The sequence below is a fragment of the Paraglaciecola algarum genome (genome assembly GCF_021532655.1).
Taxonomy (GTDB): domain Bacteria; phylum Pseudomonadota; class Gammaproteobacteria; order Enterobacterales; family Alteromonadaceae; genus Paraglaciecola; species Paraglaciecola algarum.
In genome coordinates this window covers 416,288-433,065 of the sequence record NZ_JAKGAS010000004.1, presented here as the reverse complement: position 1 = coordinate 433,065, position 16,778 = coordinate 416,288, and the positions used below count along the sequence as shown (strand labels likewise).

General features: G+C 37.2%; 11 protein-coding genes. 7 read left to right on the top strand and 4 right to left on the bottom strand.

The genetic code is table 11. From position 1 onward, the window contains the following. Positions 1 to 384: 384 nt before the first annotated feature. From L0668_RS10280 to radC, 3 genes are all read right to left on the bottom strand, one after another. Positions 385 to 621 (bottom strand): hypothetical protein, encoded by a 237-nt coding sequence (locus L0668_RS10280; protein ID WP_235312306.1) that lies wholly within the window; start codon positions 619 to 621, stop codon positions 385 to 387. Positions 622 to 654: 33 nt separating this feature from the next. Next, positions 655 to 1,215 (bottom strand): tyrosine-type recombinase/integrase, encoded by a 561-nt coding sequence (locus L0668_RS10275; protein WP_235312304.1) that lies wholly within the window; start codon positions 1,213 to 1,215, stop codon positions 655 to 657. Positions 1,216 to 1,338: 123 nt separating this feature from the next. After that, a complete protein-coding gene (radC, locus tag L0668_RS10270; RefSeq protein WP_235312302.1) occupies positions 1,339 to 1,821 on the bottom strand; it encodes a RadC family protein in 483 nt (160 codons plus the stop codon). Positions 1,822 to 2,209: 388 nt separating this feature from the next. Here radC and L0668_RS10265 point away from each other — a divergent pair, with 388 nt between their 5' ends. The 7 genes from L0668_RS10265 to L0668_RS10235 all read left to right on the top strand — a co-directional run bounded on the left by L0668_RS10265 (position 2,210) and on the right by L0668_RS10235 (position 14,766). After that, positions 2,210 to 3,145 carry a restriction endonuclease gene (locus tag L0668_RS10265; protein ID WP_235312300.1) on the top strand — a complete coding sequence of 312 codons (936 nt, stop codon included), beginning with the start codon at positions 2,210 to 2,212 and terminating at the stop codon, positions 3,143 to 3,145. 43 nt (positions 3,146 to 3,188) lie between these two features. Further along, positions 3,189 to 5,282, top strand: coding sequence for a type I restriction-modification system subunit M (locus tag L0668_RS10260; RefSeq protein WP_235312298.1), 2,094 nt, complete (start codon positions 3,189 to 3,191; stop codon positions 5,280 to 5,282). Further along, positions 5,279 to 6,628 (top strand): restriction endonuclease subunit S, encoded by a 1,350-nt coding sequence (locus tag L0668_RS10255; protein WP_235312297.1) that lies wholly within the window; start codon positions 5,279 to 5,281, stop codon positions 6,626 to 6,628. Before L0668_RS10260 ends, L0668_RS10255 begins: the two co-directional genes overlap by 4 nt. An 82-nt stretch (positions 6,629 to 6,710) precedes the next feature. After that, the gene (locus tag L0668_RS10250) at positions 6,711 to 9,926 is read left to right on the top strand and encodes a type I restriction endonuclease subunit R (protein WP_235312295.1); all 3,216 of its coding nucleotides are present in this window, start codon (positions 6,711 to 6,713) and stop codon (positions 9,924 to 9,926) included. A 56-nt stretch (positions 9,927 to 9,982) separates the two neighbouring features. Then, entirely contained in the window at positions 9,983 to 11,629 is a 1,647-nt protein-coding gene (locus tag L0668_RS10245; RefSeq protein WP_235312293.1) for an ABC-three component system protein, read from the top strand. Beyond that, positions 11,622 to 12,377, top strand: a complete 756-nt coding sequence (locus L0668_RS10240; RefSeq protein WP_235312291.1) for an ABC-three component system middle component 1 — start codon at positions 11,622 to 11,624, stop codon at positions 12,375 to 12,377. The genes L0668_RS10245 and L0668_RS10240 overlap by 8 nt, the downstream gene beginning before the upstream one ends. Next, on the top strand, positions 12,370 to 14,766 hold the full coding sequence (locus L0668_RS10235; protein WP_235312290.1) for an AAA family ATPase: 2,397 nt from the start codon (positions 12,370 to 12,372) through the stop codon (positions 14,764 to 14,766). Before L0668_RS10240 ends, L0668_RS10235 begins: the two co-directional genes overlap by 8 nt. A 507-nt stretch (positions 14,767 to 15,273) precedes the next feature. On the opposite strand, the gene L0668_RS10230 is transcribed toward L0668_RS10235, so the two are convergent. After that, the gene (locus L0668_RS10230; RefSeq protein ID WP_235312288.1) at positions 15,274 to 16,776 is read right to left on the bottom strand and encodes a T6SS phospholipase effector Tle1-like catalytic domain-containing protein; all 1,503 of its coding nucleotides are present in this window, start codon (positions 16,774 to 16,776) and stop codon (positions 15,274 to 15,276) included. Positions 16,777 to 16,778: the final 2 nt, after the last annotated feature.

The following is a 16,778-nucleotide window of genomic DNA, read 5'->3' as shown; positions in this document are numbered from 1 at the left end:
TTCGTTTTATCATTTAACACCTCAATAATTGCATTATATTCCATTATTAAAGTGTCCTGTTTAATTAAAGCAGATTACTAATACCGAAGGTAACTATAGGTAAAACTAATACACACTATAATACCAAAGGTAATTACAGGTAATACATATAACCAGTAACTCAATATGGCATTGATATAGGTTCTTTATATTCGATATTGATGACTTATGAGTACTTGAAGAGGCAGGTGTTAATGAGAGCCGCATTCCATAAGGCTTCCTAAGTACCCATAATAGCAATATGGGTACCTGATAGGCATTACTACTAAATTGAATGACGATTGATAAAAAAATAACATGTTAAGTTGATAGCACTTGCCTAAACAAGTGCATTTCATCTTTATATCAATCACATAAGCTTGCAATGCCAGCTAACAGCCCACTAGAGACTGCTAGTGGTACTGTGACAGGACTTGTAACCACTCCAATACCAATTGCAGCCCCAGACACCATAATCCCTAGAGCAGCGCCTGAGCTCGTTGCTACAGCTGTCCTAGAGGCACTTACATCAGAAGTACCAGTTATTTGCTTTGATAATTCATTGCCTGCTAATCCACATGCGATGGCTTTGTTAATGTTCATTTTATTCTCCTTAGTTTTTAAGCTTAATAGCCCTTATAGTTCTAACTCAACGAAGTCCCTATCAATGTCCTCCTGTGTAATTCCGATATAGCTCAAAGTGGTAGACTCTGAGCCATGTCTTAGCATCTTCATTACCCTAGTGATGTCTTGAGTCTTCTGATACAGGTGATAGCCACGTGTTTTACGCATTGAGTGGGTCCCTAAGCGTATATTTAACTCTTCACCAACTAACGCAAAAGCTTTTGTTACTGCACGTCGTGTCAGTGGTCTGGGTGATGAATTAATTGATTGTTGATTACGGTATGATTGGAATAGGTATAAATGTGTTGGAAACTGCAATCTAATTTCATTGATAAGTGCCAATACTTTTGGATTAAGCTGTATCTCAGCACGTTTGCCGGTTTTAGATTCTCGTAAAACGACTCGATCATGCTGTATATCGCTAAACTTTATGGAAAGTAAGTCAGATATTCGCAGTGCCAAGTTGATTCCTATATTCCAGACTAATGACATTTGTTGTGAGTACCGTACCTTTAGCAAATGACTAATTAATGTAACTTGATTTATATCTTTAATTGCGTGAACTTCTGCCATAGTGGCTCCTCCGTTGGTCGAAATAGTGTGGTTTATTGAATAGTGGTTGTTTGATTGTTGGGTTACCCGCTTCGATAAAACATAAGAAGGCCAGGGTGGGTAAGATGATTTATGCTCGTTAAGTTACAACAGGCCTCTTTCAGCCATTGATATAGTTGTTTCACCTACAACAATGTGATCAAGCACAGAAACATCTATAAGACTTAATGCATCTGATAGGCGCTTAGTAATCAGAATGTCCGCTTGAGAAGGCTCAGGCTTACCTGAAGGGTGATTGTGAGCAAATATGACTGCAGCAGCATTATGAGATAGCACTGCTTTCACAACCTCTCTTGGGTACACACTAGCTGAGTTAATAGTTCCGAAGAATAGCTCAGTGTATTCAATTAATTGATGTTGGCTATTTAGCAACATGACAGAAAACACCTCTCTGTCATATTGGCCTAATTTAAACCTTAGAAAGTCTTTGCTGGCTGATGCGCTGCAATAAGATTCACCGCTAGCGTATTTGGTTGCCATTATTTCAGCTGCGGCTTCTAATATTTGATTTTCATTATCAGCTGTAACCGCTATGTATTTGTCTGCATTAACATTAGGTTGTTTCATTTGTTTGTCCTTATATCACTGTTTGGTTATGCATGGAGGTGATATAGGTCTGAGATTTGTTTGAGTGGAGTCTTTCAACTGCAAAAACTGTATTATTTAATGCAATAACGGAGCATAAGTACCTAAAGTCTAAATCAATGTCGATTTAGACTTTAGGTACTTAACTATATGCCGAATTTGAGAATTAATTGTTGTTATCTCAACCATTTATTGAATAGCCCTCAGTTTTCCCATATTCTCTTATTGTTCAATCTGAGCCTTACTATTTACATGAAATAATATGCTGAATAGTGACTAAGTTTTAACTTTTAATTAGGTTGAAGTTGGTGATTAAAAGGTAAGATATTGAACACTGGATTGAAGATAAAAAGAATAATAAGGACAGTTAGTGATCCCCAATTATCAAGAATTTATGCGGCCTTTTTTAGAGGTTGTACAAGCAAATAATGGCAAAGAAGTAAAACTTCGAAATGTTATTAATCAACTGGCAGACAAGTTTGGTTTATCTGACGAAGAGCGCAATGAAGCATTACCCAGTGGCAGACAAAGCGTTCTAGATAATCGCATAGGTTGGGCACGAACTTACCTCACCAAAGCGGGATTGTTAAAAGCAACTAAGCGAGCGCATTTTGTAATCACTGAGCGAGGCATTCAAGCACTACAAGACACTAATGCTGTCATCAATAATAGTTACCTAAAGCAGTTTGATGAATTCGTGGCATTTAAAGAACAGAAAAACGATACCAATGATACTAAGCCAGCAAATACGCAAGAAAGTACAAACTCATCAACAACTAGTGAAATAACGCCAGACGAAGCATTACTTGACGCCTACAAGACTATTAACGATGCATTAGCCTTAGAACTCATATCACGTACACGCGAAGTCCCCCCTGCCTTTTTTGAAGATCTACTTATCGAACTCCTTGTAGCCATGGGATATGGAGGTACTGGCGAAGGAGCCGCACATGCACTAGGTAAAACAGGTGATAACGGCATTGACGGTGTCATCGATCAAGACCCCTTAGGCGTAGACCAAATTTATATTCAAGCTAAACGTTATGGCCAAGGCAATAATGTTGGCTCTGGTGATATCCGTGATTTCTTTGGTGCACTTAACTTAAAGAAGGCACAAAAAGGTATTTTCATCACAACATCAGAATTTACCGCAAGCGCAATACAAACAGCCAAAGATCTTGGTATGCGAATAGTGCTTATTAACGGTAAAGAATTAGCCAAACTCATGTTGCGTTACAACATAGGCAGCAGAGACGAACAGGTATTACACCTTAAGAAAATAGATGAAGACTTCTTTGAAACATAAGTTGAAATCAACATTGATAAATAAGCTAGAGAATTAAATAAACATGAACCAACAAGAAATCAAACAATTAGAAACCGAACTTTGGGATAGTGCTAATTCTCTCCGTGCAAATTCGAAGCTTACTGCCGCTGAATATAAAGATCCTGTGCTTGGCTTAATCCTCCTGCGTTATGCGCAAAACCGATATGACCAAGCAAAAGGCCAAATTGAAGCGAGTATTCCTGATGGTCCTCGTGGTAAACGTGCGCCAACTAAGGAAGACTTCCTAGCTGCTGGTGCAATGATGTTACCAGAAGCGTCACAGTTTGATTACCTAGCAGACCTGCCAGAGTCAGAATCATTAGATGAAGCCATTAACAATGCGATGAAGCTAATTGAAGAGGCTTATCCTGACTTATTAGGCGTATTACCTAAAAACTATCAAGAGTTTGATGCAGACTTACTACGCGAGTTAATTCGTGTATTTAATAAAGACTCAGTGAAGAAAATTAAAGGCGATATTTTCGGACGTATTTATGAGTTTTTCTTAATGAAATTCTCAATGGATGGTGCCGGTGCGCAAGAAGGCGGAGAATTCTTCACGCCACCTTCACTCGTTCAACTTATCGTCAATATGATCAAACCCGATCACGGTATAATTCATGATCCAGCTTGTGGTTCAGGCGGTATGTTTGTACAAACAGGTCATTTTATTGAAGAACAAAACAAAGGTGTTTCTATTAACACCAAAGTTAAATGTTATGGCTCTGAGCTAAAGTCAAACAACACCCGTTTAGCAAAAATGAACTTAGCTATTCATGGTATTGAAGGTAAAGTATCTGAAACCAACAGCTTTTATTCTGACCCTCACGCCCTTGTTGGCCAATGTGATTTTGTAATGGCTAACCCGCCATTTAACGTTAAAAAAGTCGATAAGAAAAAAGATTACGTTAAAACCGATGTTCGTCTATTTAACGATGTCGGCATACCCAAAGCTGATAACGGCAACTATTTGTGGATACAGTATTTTTATCATTACCTAAACGACCAAGGTCGTGCGGGTTTTGTAATGGCAAGCTCGGCTACAGATGCCGGCAATACCGAAAAAGCTATTCGCCAAAAGTTGGTAGAAACAGGTGCGGTTGATTGTATTGTTTCAGTAGGTAATAACTTCTTCTACACCCGCTCTTTACCTTGTCATGTCTGGTTTTTAGACAAAGGTAAGCGAGAAGAAAATAAAGACAAAATCTTAATGATCGACGCTCGCAATACCTTCCGAGTTGTCACCAACACCATTAATGATTATTCACCTGGGCAGTTAACTAATTTTAATGCCATTATGGAATCGTACCGAGGTGATGAAACCGCGATAGCCTCAGCACAAACCATCCATAACCAAGAAGCTATTGCACTAGGAAAAGACATTGCTCTTGAAATCAACCAACTGCGTAAAGAGTGCAAAACGATTCTAGCAGCACCAAATGCAGAAGATTTTACAGGCACTGCTTCTAATAACATTAGGCCTAACCTTGATTTCAGCTCAATTGCCGCAGAATTAAACGAGCAAGTTAGCGTTGCCGATGACAGCGATTTTGCTACTTGTGAAACATGGAATGAGCGCTTTAACCTACCCGTTGAAAAGCTTTTTTCTTTAATTGAGCAATATCAAGCACAGTCTGAAAAAGCCTTAACTGACTGTAAAGCACAAGCGAAAGCGATTAAAGAAAGCCCTTCTTCAACAGCCGAAGACAAGGCGACAAAAGAACAAGAAAATAAAAAGAACAAACTGCTTAAAAAGCAACTCGATGCTAACAGCCGCCTACTTAAAGCACTAAGCGCAGCATTAAACGCTCATAAAGAACTTCTTAAGCAAGAGCTTATTGATTACAAGCAACGCATCAAAGACTGGCATTCACTAAGAGAGAACTTCCCGAACGACCAATACAAAAATATTGAAGGCCTATGCAAAATTGTTAACCGTGATGAAGTCGAAGAAAACGATTACAGCTTAACGCCTGGTCGTTATGTTGGCTATAAGATTGATATAGATTCTGATTTTAACTACTCGAAGAGAGTTAGCCAAATAAAAACAGAATTAGAAGATCTTAACTCTGAGGCAAACTCTTTAATGGATAATATATTAGGTACTGCTTTATGAGCTGGACTGAATATAATCTAGGTGAGCTGATTCGAGTTAAGCATGGTTTCGCATTCAAGAGTGAGTTTTTCTCACCTGAAGGTAAGCATATAGTTCTAACTCCAGGAAATTTCCACGAATCTGGTGGCTTTAAATCTCGTGGAGACAAAGATAGATTTTACTCAGGAGAGTATCCTGAACAATATCTATTAAAAAAAGATGATTTGATTGTTGCTATGACAGAGCAGGGTGAAGGCCTTTTAGGTAGTTCATCTCTAATCCCTGACAATGATAAATTTTTACACAATCAAAGACTGGGCCTAGTGGAAATAATCGAGCCAGAGAAAGTAGAAAAGTACTTTTTATACCTTGTATTTAACAACCCAATTATTCGACATCAAATTGCTGGTAGTGCAACAGGTACGAAGGTTAAACATACAGCACCAGAGCGAATATACCGTTGTAAGTTCAAATTTCCTTCAAGGCCTTTACAGAAAAAGATTGCTGCAATTATCTATTCTTACAACAACTTTATCGAAAACAACCTAAAACGCATCAAGTTGTTAGAAGAAATGGCGCAAATCACTTATGAAGAATGGTTTGTTCGTATGAAATTTCCCGGCCATGAAACCGCTATATTTGATAAAGAAACAGGACTACCTGAAGGTTGGTCAGCGAGTAATTTGGGTCATTTTATTGAACACGAAATTGGCGGTGGATGGGGTGAAGAAGAAGCTTCGAAAGAGTTTTCAGAATCAGCTTATGTCATTAGGGGTACTGACTTTGATGGTTTACCAACAGGAAAGACGCAGAATGTTCCGTTAAGGTGGCATAAGAAGTCAAATCTAGCATCAAGAAAACTAGCTCCTGGAGATATAATCTTTGAAGTATCGGGCGGAAGTCAAAACGAAGGAGTTGCTAAAACAGTCTTGATGACAGAGGAGCTTTTGTCGCTATTTAATGAAGATGTAATGTGTGCAAGCTTTTGTAAGCTAGCTAGACCGATTTCAACGGAAGTTGGACATTATCTTTTCTACTTTTTGAGATTCTTACGAAAGATAAAAGCTTCTGAAGTATTTGAGATTAGAAGTGCAAGCAATATTGTAAATTATAACTGGACGGCTTTCTTAAAGTTCCAAGAAGTTAACTTTCCAAGCGAATCGCTTTTAGATGAGTTTCATACCTTTAGCGAAAATTCGACTAAGCAAACATCAGTATTAGCAAAGCAAGTGAAGCTATTAAAAGAAGCCAGAGATATTCTCCTGCCAAGATTAATGACAGGCATGATCGATATAGAACAAGTAGAATTGCCGGAAGCTATGCTAGAGCGGATAGAAGTGCGAGAAGATAAAATGGCAACAGCCTAATTGGTAAAAACAAAGAAATAATAACAAGCGCTCTAGTTTAAATAGAGAAGTTAATAAAGCGTATTGAATGGAGTATCAATAAATGAGTTATGAGTATTCTGAAGATGGTTTAGTTGAAGCAGCCAGTGAAGAAGTATTGCTCGACCTGCAATGGCAGGTTGAGACTGCTTGGCATAATGAAATTCTATCGACTCAAAGCGACCGTAGTGACGGCTTGCTTGGCCGAGCCAATAAATCAGAAATCATACTCATTCGCTACCTCAAAAAAGCGCTTGTTAAGTTAAACCCTAAACTACCTGATACGGCTTATCAAAATGCCATTGACCAAATTACCCAAGTTGAAGCTGATAAAAGCTTAGGTGCAATTAATAAGGCCAAACATGAGCTATTAACTAAAGGTGTGCAAGTTAGCTATCAGGACGATAAAGGAAAACTGCAAAAGAAACGCCTTAAGGTTTTCAACTTTAACGAGCCAACCAAAAACCACTTTCTCGCTGTTAGACAATTTGAAGTAGTTGGTAAGCTGTATAATCGTCGCCCAGATATTATTGGCTTTGTGAATGGTATTCCGCTGGTGTTTTTTGAACTTAAAGCCCATCACACCGATTTGCGAAATGCCTATGAAGATAACCTAACCGATTATAAAGATACCATTGAAGAAGTACTGCACAGCAATGCCTTTATCATTTTAAGTAATGGTACAGACTCCCGCGTAGGTACAGTCACTAGCCCTTATAAGTTCTTTCTTGAATGGAAGCGTATTGAAGAAGACGATAAAGGTGAAGTCAGCCTAGACACTATTTTACGTGGCACCTGTGAAAAGCATCGGTTACTCGATTTATTTGAGAACTTTTTACTGTTCGATGGTGAAGGCGATGATGTTGTAAAAATAATGGCGAAAAACCACCAATTTATTGGTGTAAACAAAGTGGTCAATAAAGCCAAAAACATTAATGATTTAAAAGGTAAGCTAGGCGTTTTTTGGCACACTCAAGGCTCAGGCAAGTCATATTCTATGGTGTTTATTTGCCAAAAAATATTACGCAAATTTGGCAAAAGCTACACCTTCTTAATTGTGGTTGATCGTACTGAATTAGAAAATCAGCTGTATGACACCTTTACTGGTTGTGGCGCACTAACCGAAGAAAATATGCGAGCTAAATCACGAACCCATTTACGTGAATTATTGAGTGAAAATCATCGCTATGTGTTTACGCTTATTCATAAGTTTGCCATTGATAAGAAAAAAGAAACCGAATATCCGAAGATCACTGATAGAGATAACATTATTGTTATTTCAGACGAAGCACATAGAACGCAAGGCGGAACATACGCACAAAACATGCGTTTTAAAGCCATTCCTCATGCGTCTTTCCTTGGATGTACCGGCACACCGTTAATCGACGATGAAGTTGAATTGACTAAAAAGATCTTCGGTGGTTATGTTTCGGTTTATGACTTCAAACGAGCGATGGATGATGGTGCAACCCTGCCACTGCGTTATTTAAATCGCGGTGAAAAGCTCGATATAGAAAACCCAGATTTAGACCAGCGCATGGCTGAAATCATCAACAATGAAGATTTAGATACCGACCAAATAGCTAAGCTTAGAAGAGAGTTTGCTAGAGACTATCCAATCCTTACGTCAGATGATCGCCTAGATAAAATTGCCAAAGACTTAGTGTGGCACTTTAATGACCGTGGTTATCAAGGTAAAGCGATGTTTGTGGCCCTTGATAAACCTACCGCTGTTCGAATGTATGAATTAGTAATGGGGTATTGGCCTGAGTATATTAAAGAGTTAAAACAGCGCATTGAAAATGCAAGCGATCAGCAAGAAGAGCTTACTATTAAAAAACATTTAGCTCGTGTTGAAGAAACCGAAGTTTGCGTTGTAGTCAGCAGTGAGCAAAACGAAGTTAAAAAGTTTAAAAACCTTGGTTTAGATATAGAAACCCATCGCCAGAAGATGGCAGAGCGTGACCTTGAAACTGAGTTTAAAGATGAAGACAACCCATTCCGTTTAGCTATTGTTTGCGCCATGTGGATCACTGGTTTTGATGCCCCCTGTGTATCTACTGTTTACCTAGATAAGCCTATTCAAGGCCATACCTTGATGCAAACCATTGCTCGTGCCAACCGAGTATATGACGATGAAAAAGAGAACGGCTTAATTGTTGATTACGGCAATGTGTATAAGCAATTAGAAAAAGCTTATTCAGTGTATGGTGAAGGGGGTAAACCTACTTCACCTGGTGGTAAAGGTAATGGTGGCGAAGAAAAGCCAACCAACCCAGTTGAAAAACTAGAGGAAATGGCAGATGAACTTAACGCAGCCATTCTTGCTGTTGCTAACTTTTTATCAGAAGTTGACTTTAATCTTGATGACCTTGTTAACGCTAAAACCGCTATGGAGCGTTTAACTTCATTGGGCAAAGCGGCCAATGCTGTAAGCTTAAATGAAACTACCCGAACTCAATTTGAAGTGGCTGCTCGTGAGGTAATGCGTAAATACAAAGCGCTATACCCTGAAGAGATTGTGAAGCAATTTATTCCTCGTTATAACGCGGTTGAAGCCATTTATAGCCAACTTAATCAAAAAACAAAATCTGCGGATATCTCTTCAGTAATGCGCAAGCTTCAACAAGAAGTCAGCATGAGTGTTAGCACAATCAAGCATCAAGTTCGTGAAGATGATTATGTCGATTTAGGTAATTTGGATTTTGATAAGTTGAGACAAGCCTTCGCTAAATCTGAACAAAAGAATGCCGTTGTTTTTGACTTACAAGAAGCGATAGAAAAGCAACTCGAAAGAATGGTACGAGAAAACCCTATTCGCCTTGAATTTTATGAAAAATACAAAGAGATAATTGCCGAATATAACGCAGGTAAAGACATTCAAGCTGTGCAAAAGGCTTTTGATGACTTAAATGACTTTATGGAAAATGACTTATCCCCAGAGCAAGATAGAGCTATGCGCGAAGGTTTAGATGAAGAGACTTTAGCCATTTACGACCTGCTTAAAAAGCCAGCATTAACGGCATCTGACGAAAAAGAAGTAAAGAAAGTAGCAAAAGAAACGCTAGAAAAACTTAAAGCAGAAAAGCTGAAAGTAGACCGATGGCGTGAAAGCACACAAGTTAGCTCACAAGTAAAAACCATGATCAAAGATAGTTTAGACTGGTTACCTCAGGCTCCTTACCCTGACGATGAATTGGCCGATTTAAACCTGTCTGTTTATCAACATGTTTATGCCAACTATCAAGGTGCTGGTAACAGCACTTATGGGCAATTCTAAGTATGAAAATGGACTTAAGATTGGGCAATTATTGCAGCGAATTAAAAGGATTTTAAATGACGCTTATTACTAAAAGTGTATTGCATGACGCGACACCTTCTTGGAATGGGTACAATTACCAGGGTAAAATTGGGCTTTATGTTTGCTTGGTAAATATTCTAAAAGAAGCGCAGGCGGGAATCGACTTACCTTCTTTTGATGTGTTTCTAGATGAACATCATATTGAGTATGAATGGATTGAAGATTTTGCCATTAAAAAGAATGAAAACTATCTATCTCTTCACCAGGTTAAACATAAAGGTGAAAATAAGTTTAACGACCATCTAGAAGCAATCTCGACCATTTTGTATCGAAAGAATGGCGTGTTATCAGATACTGATATATTTAAGTATTTTAAATTTACAAGCAAAAAAAAAGGTGATGTTGCAGCTGAACAAACTAAACTTAAAACAGCAATAACAACTCATAGACTTGTTGATGATAGTGGTTTATTAGATAGTAACTGGAAAGTTAACGTTCAATCTGTAGATGTTAAATATCGTGACAATATTATTACGTGCTTTAGTGATTTTGAATTGTTGTCACATAAAGCATTTAGCACTTCAATTACCTATTTTCACACTGCAGATAAAGTTGAAGCTCCTTTAGTCAATATTCCCCAAATTCCCGGCATACCAAGTCATTTTGTTTCCAATTTGTCCGAGCCAAAAAGCCTTTCTTGCCAACAAATATTCCTTAGCTTTGATAATCCTAAAACTTACAATTTAGCATTATCCGATGAGATGCTTAACTCCGAGTTAGAAAAAAAAATTGTTAATCTTCTAACGTTATTGCACCCAGACACAACTTTTTCAGAACTTGACGTTAAATTATATAAAACGGCGTTATGTGCATTGATAGATCAAAACATAGTTAGAAGACATCAGCACATTAGAGGTAAGCGTGATAATCATATTCCTTACTTGCAACGGACTAAGCCAAGCATTTATTTTAAAGAAATTGTACAACAGTTAAAAAGAAGCTACAGAGATCAAGATGATGCTTATTGGAATTTAGTTTGTCGAGAAAACTTTGAAAAAGCCTATAGAGAACAGCTTGATGAACTCTATGAAGATATTAAAAACTCGACTTCTGACGATGACATCGAGAAATACGAGCACTACATTGCTAGATTAGAGTTTGTCCGGATAAATATTATCGACAATTATTTTCCTAGCGATTGTGTGAGTTTTTTACAACAAATATATCCTCACGCGACTAGAAGTATCAACATTCGTGAGTTTTATGAGGAGATATCAGAACCTCAAAAAATCAAAAGTGTTTTTCTAGATTTTATTCAAGATGTGAGCAAGTCATCAGGAAAATTAACGCTTGAATGCAAAAATGACACTTTTGAATTTCAGCCGAGTTGTATTGACTTCAGTTCTATAAATGAAAGGCGAAAAAACATCCAGATTGATATAGCTAGGAAAGGGTTGGCCGACAACTATGGGAACCAATCGTTTATTCATCCAAATGTTGATTACATTGTCGTTAGTTCAACCGACGCTAAAGATGTAATTCCAGCAGGCATAGAAAAGATAACTGAAGTCGAAAGTTATGAACAACCAACCTCAGCAGTAAAAAAATCAGATAAAATCACTCAAAAAAAGCAAGTTAGCTTCATGGATTGTCGTAAAGCGTTAGGAGAAATTAATGGATAAGTTATTTGATAACTTGATGGAACGAATTTTCCTAGAATCTAATTTTTCTTTGATAAAGTCAGAATACAATGTTGAAGATCATGATTGTTCTACTTTTCTATATATTGGCCAAAAGTTACAAGGTGATTATTTCGTATATATCCACTTACCTGAAAGGTTATTGCCTTATGTTAATAGTGACATTCAAATAAAAATAACCTCATTAATTAAAAGTAACGCAGAGAATTTTAAGCCAATAAGTAGTCAAGACGTAAAAATATCATCTTCATTTGATAAAAATGCAACTTTGATTATTTTTACCTCTCATGACGATAGGGTAAAAAACAATGTTATCAACCAAGCTATTTCAATCGAAGAAGACCCTTACTTCTTCAAAAAGCAAGTTTTAATATTACCGGAGAAAGAGCTTCAGATTGTATCGAGTTGTTTCGCTGAACATAAAAATAGTTATATTACTTATATTCAGAATTTGATATCTGATATCGAACGGTTTAATGAGTTTACTGGACCAAACCTATTTGGGCTCACTGATAAAGGCATTGAATATTCATTTATCGCTAAACTTTATGAAAAACTGCCATTTTTAGCTTTATTAGTTAGCGGGTCTAATCAAGACGTTTTACAGCAAAAGATAGATAAAAAGTTAACTGAAGAGCAACTTTTAGAGTGTGAGAAGTTATTAGGGCTTGATGTAAATAATCTAGATGGATGGTTGTCTGCGGTCATTGGGGAAGAAACTGGTGATTAAATTAGGAAGGATGCGAATAGAAAATTTCAAGTCTTTTATTGACCCTGTGGAGTTTGATTTCACTGGTAATGACTTGGTACTTTTTGATGGGCCAAACGGTTTTGGAAAGACAACTGTATTTGACGCTGTTGAGTTGTGTTTTACTGGTGAAATATCTCGAGTTAAGCATACCGACTCTAAAACTAAAAAGGATCATATTCTTAAAGGACGTAATACTAAGCCAACTAACATTCATTTAGAGCTATTGGAGGGGGCTGAAACCTTATTAGTTATTTGTATTCATATACCCGCCAATATTTCAGGTGAAGCGGGCAAAGTATCAAAATATAAGCATGCTATTGAGCGTTTTGAAGTGAATGCATGGCAAGATGAAGCTGTTACGCCCAAGCTTATTAATAAAAAACTGGATGAAGATGGGTTAAAAAGGCTATTAAGAAATAGAAAGCTAGATACAACATTCACCTTGTTCAATTATATCCAACAAGAAGAAACGTGTCATTTTCTAAAACTTGATGAAATTAAGCGTCATCAACACGTAAGCCACTTATTTGGCACAATAGAAGAAACACAAAAATCTCAAAAATTAGACTTGTTGTCGGCTAAATTAAAAGAAAAAATTGATACTTATACTCATCTAATTGAAAAAGAAGGTGCAGAATTAGCCGAGTTATCTAAACCATCAATTCAAGAAAGTGATGACGAAACTCATGCTGGAAGTGGAAAACTCCCTATTTTTTCTGATTTATCAACTAACACTGTTGAGCAACTCGAAGCCTATAAAAATAATTTAGAGGGCGTTGATTGGATTTTAAAAAATCATTCTGATTTTGAAAGTTTAAAGTTCAATTATCTTTTGCATAAAATAACTACTGAGCGCATAACCCAGCTTGATAATTATCTAAAAGTTGGAGTAGTTGCTAATTATGAGGAAATTAAGAAGTTAGATAAGCATTATTTAGTTTGGAGAAAGGCAAGTAAGAAAGCTGGTATTTATACTGAATTGATTAAGCTGTTTGATGAGGAACCTAACACTCTCACCAAAGATATTTTAAATAAATATAATGAAGCCTTTGCTACTAGATATAGCGAATTTACAAGAGACATAACTACCTTTGATAATTTATCAAAGGTAAGTGGTTCATTAAGCTCTTTATTAATTAAGATTGATGAAAACCGTGAAAACCTGCTATCTCATTTCAAAGAGCACCTTAACCATGACGCACTTCAAGAGCATCAAACTATACCTTGCCCATTCTGTGGTGATTTAAAATCAGAATGGCAAGTTTTACTTGATGAATATGACGCCCAAACAAAGCTCTTTTCAGGCCAGTTAGGTGATAATGGAAAACTATTAGCGGCTGTTACTAAAAGGCTTGTAAATGACCTTGTGGCTCCTTTGGTTGTAAAAATGAGAAGGTACAACCAAAAGTATGATAAATATTTAAATTTTGATTTAAATTCATTAAAAGAGAATAAAAAGATAGAGGAAACTGATTTTGAAAGTATGGTAAAAACTAAAAATTGGTTAGCCTTAAATATTGAAGGGTGTTCAGGCTTCGCTGATAATTCTTTACTTGAGGTTAATCAAAACTACAGTGAAGCTAGAGAACAGCTAATTACATATATCAATAGCCATAAAAAAACTATTTTAGAAGAAGTACCCAAAGCTTACTTATCTTTTGTTCAAGACTTGAAAGCGCTTGATGTGGCTTTTGATGACAATAACCACTTAGCAATTGATTCGAGTGATATAAGTAAGGATTTGTTATTACTCTCTAAATTGTTGGTCCAACAAAATTCTACGTTGTATAAAGCTAAGGAAGTAAACCTAGCTAGTTTGAAAGCAAAAGTATATAAGTTACAAAATAAGCGGAATGAAATAAGTAACATTAGTACTGTATTCAAAAAAGAAATTAAAGCCTATGAAAAAGATGTAGCAAAGCATATTGCAATACCGCTGTTTGTTTACAGTTCTAAAATTTTACAATCTAGACCTGAGGGAAGCGGGATCTTTTTAATTACCCCTGAAACAGATAATGCCAAAGGGTTTATGCAGTTTAGTGCTACACCTAATGATAGCCACGACGCTTGGAATACAATGAGTTCAGGGCAACTCGCTGGCGTTGTTATTTCATTTATGTTGGCTATGAATAAAGTTTACCCTTCAAATCTTAAGACTCTAATGATTGATGACCCTGTGCAGACAATGGATGAAGTTAACATGGCCTCTTTTGTTCAATTGATGCGTTACGAATTTCCAGACATGCAAATTTTGTTATCAACTCATGAAAGTAAAGTAGCGAATTATTTTCACTATAAGTATGGTGAGGCGGGATTGACATCACTACCTATAAATATGAAGAATAAACGGTTACATCTGGTTGAATAGATTCTTAGTCTTACAAGAAGTAGTAAATCAGCTCAATTTAATTCAATAGAATCCAATAAAAAAGTATAGCTTTAAGTGTAGGTTTTTCATCTGTTATTAAAATAATTCTTATATTTCAGTGGTCACGCACTCATGCATCATAGGTGTGTGTTGAGGTGTGGGAGTCATAATTTTAAAGCGTCTTTTAGTTCGAGTTTATTATTTTTATTTGTTGCTGCTAATGATACTTGGGATAGAAACATAGAGCTAGTTTTGAATGAAGATCTAAGACCTTAAACACCTGCAAGCAGGTCAGTAAAAGCTGCTTAAAAATATTCTATATATCATGAGTTACTCAATTTGACTTAGTCCGCTGCTTATAAGTATGTAGTGCCCTCAAGCCAGTGCTTCAATGAAAAGCACTTGGGTTAAACGAAATATGTGCACTCCAGGTAAGCAGCTCCGAATGTGCTCTGCTTTTATTAAGCAGGGCACCTTAATTAAAACTCTGCACGACCTTTTACTGTGTCATTTAGCTTGCCTAGCAAGTTCTAGTGTCACATAGCCTCTATTGTTTTGATAAAATCCCCAAGCGTCATTTGCAAAACAATAGAGGTAACCAGGTTTCGTTACCTCAAAAGTTTTCTCTGCGCCTAAAACAATGGTTTCTAATTGCGCATGGGTTCCGTCTTTGTTTGGGTTTCCATTGTTGGCAACGGCTCCAACAAGCTCAAACCAATCTGCATGTTCGACTCTTTTAGTTCCAAAAAAGTCAGCGCGTTCGTTTTTGGTTAAATTTTTCCATAATGATTCACCTTTAGCCACTAAGTTTCCTGCTAAGTGTACGATTTCTCCAAGGTGAAAGCGCCCATCAGTCGTTCCACTGGGGGCGCATGGAATAGAGTTGTCTAACCACTCTCCTGTTGCTGTAGCTATATATTTGTAACCCGGCTCGAGGTAAATCCCAGTCCAATACCAGCGATGAATAGCGTATACGTCAACTGTAACTTGGTCGTTTTGAAAATCACGAGTATTTAGGTACTTTCCTTGATGTATTGGGGGATTTTCTATTCTGCTTTTAGCGTAATTGGATAAACCTATTTGAGAAGAATTAAAAGTTACTTGCGGGATATTCCTAGGAGCCGTGCGAAGGACTTTCATCGCACCTGTGTAGGAATCATGCAACAACCCTTTTTCATCTGGGGTTATTTGGTCTATTAATGATTCATTAAACAGTAATTGTGCTTCTTGTGCTTCTGTTGTCATCCACTTTAATGTGCAATCTGATAGCCCCGTTTCCTTATAGCCTCCGCCAATATCTGAATGTACGCCAGGAAACCATAATTGCTTGGCATCATTATGGGACTCTACGTTCTCCCATAATGTGGGGGTGAAACTTCCTCTGCGTTCATCCAATGCTACAGCATGGCGAGCTTTTTTAACGTCATTACTAAGTTTTGTATCATGGAAACGGTATTTAGTCGGGGAGTCGAACAGATCTAAAATTTGTTTGTCATCAGGTATTCCTAGTGCACCAACTGTATCAAACACGCCAATAAAGTGAATGGCATTTGAGTTATTGTGAAAGTGTATATTATCTGACAAGTCTTGGCCGTTTCTGTAGCCCTCTACATACGCTTTTTCAACAAGCTTTGAGCGGGAAGTCCCTGCGTTTTTATCGAAATCTATAAGTCCTAATTTTCCTATCATTCCGGCAAGGCTTCTAGCTGTAAAAGCGCCGCGAGAGAAGCCGAATAGGTAGATCCTGTCTCCTGCAGTATATTTGTCTGATATCCATTGATAACAATCACGGATATCTTCACTAATGCCGACACCTAACATTCCGCCAATAGCTTTATCCAGTATGCCCTCAGTCCCAACACCTGATTGGTAACGTGTTTGTTGTTTAGTTGGATCATTATCAAGTGCAGCTTCGAATATCTTTCTTACATTTGTGGGGGCGGCTACTCCATCATCTTTATTTTTTTCATCATTCCAAGTTCCATCACAACACACTATTAGGTTTTTCATCG

What these genes read in the sequence shown, in the direction of transcription:
- L0668_RS10280 (WP_235312306.1), bottom strand. Translation starts at nt 621, where the DNA reads ATGAACATTAACAAAGCCATCGCATGTGGATTAGCAGGCAATGAATTA.
- L0668_RS10275 (WP_235312304.1), bottom strand. Translation starts at nt 1,215, where the DNA reads ATGGCAGAAGTTCACGCAATTAAAGATATAAATCAAGTTACATTAATT.
- radC (WP_235312302.1), bottom strand. Translation starts at nt 1,821, where the DNA reads ATGAAACAACCTAATGTTAATGCAGACAAATACATAGCGGTTACAGCT.
- L0668_RS10260 (WP_235312298.1), top strand. Translation starts at nt 3,189, where the DNA reads ATGAACCAACAAGAAATCAAACAATTAGAAACCGAACTTTGGGATAGT.
- L0668_RS10255 (WP_235312297.1), top strand. Translation starts at nt 5,279, where the DNA reads ATGAGCTGGACTGAATATAATCTAGGTGAGCTGATTCGAGTTAAGCAT.
- L0668_RS10250 (WP_235312295.1), top strand. Translation starts at nt 6,711, where the DNA reads ATGAGTTATGAGTATTCTGAAGATGGTTTAGTTGAAGCAGCCAGTGAA.
- L0668_RS10245 (WP_235312293.1), top strand. Translation starts at nt 9,983, where the DNA reads ATGACGCTTATTACTAAAAGTGTATTGCATGACGCGACACCTTCTTGG.
- L0668_RS10240 (WP_235312291.1), top strand. Translation starts at nt 11,622, where the DNA reads ATGGATAAGTTATTTGATAACTTGATGGAACGAATTTTCCTAGAATCT.
- L0668_RS10230 (WP_235312288.1), bottom strand. Translation starts at nt 16,776, where the DNA reads ATGAAAAACCTAATAGTGTGTTGTGATGGAACTTGGAATGATGAAAAA.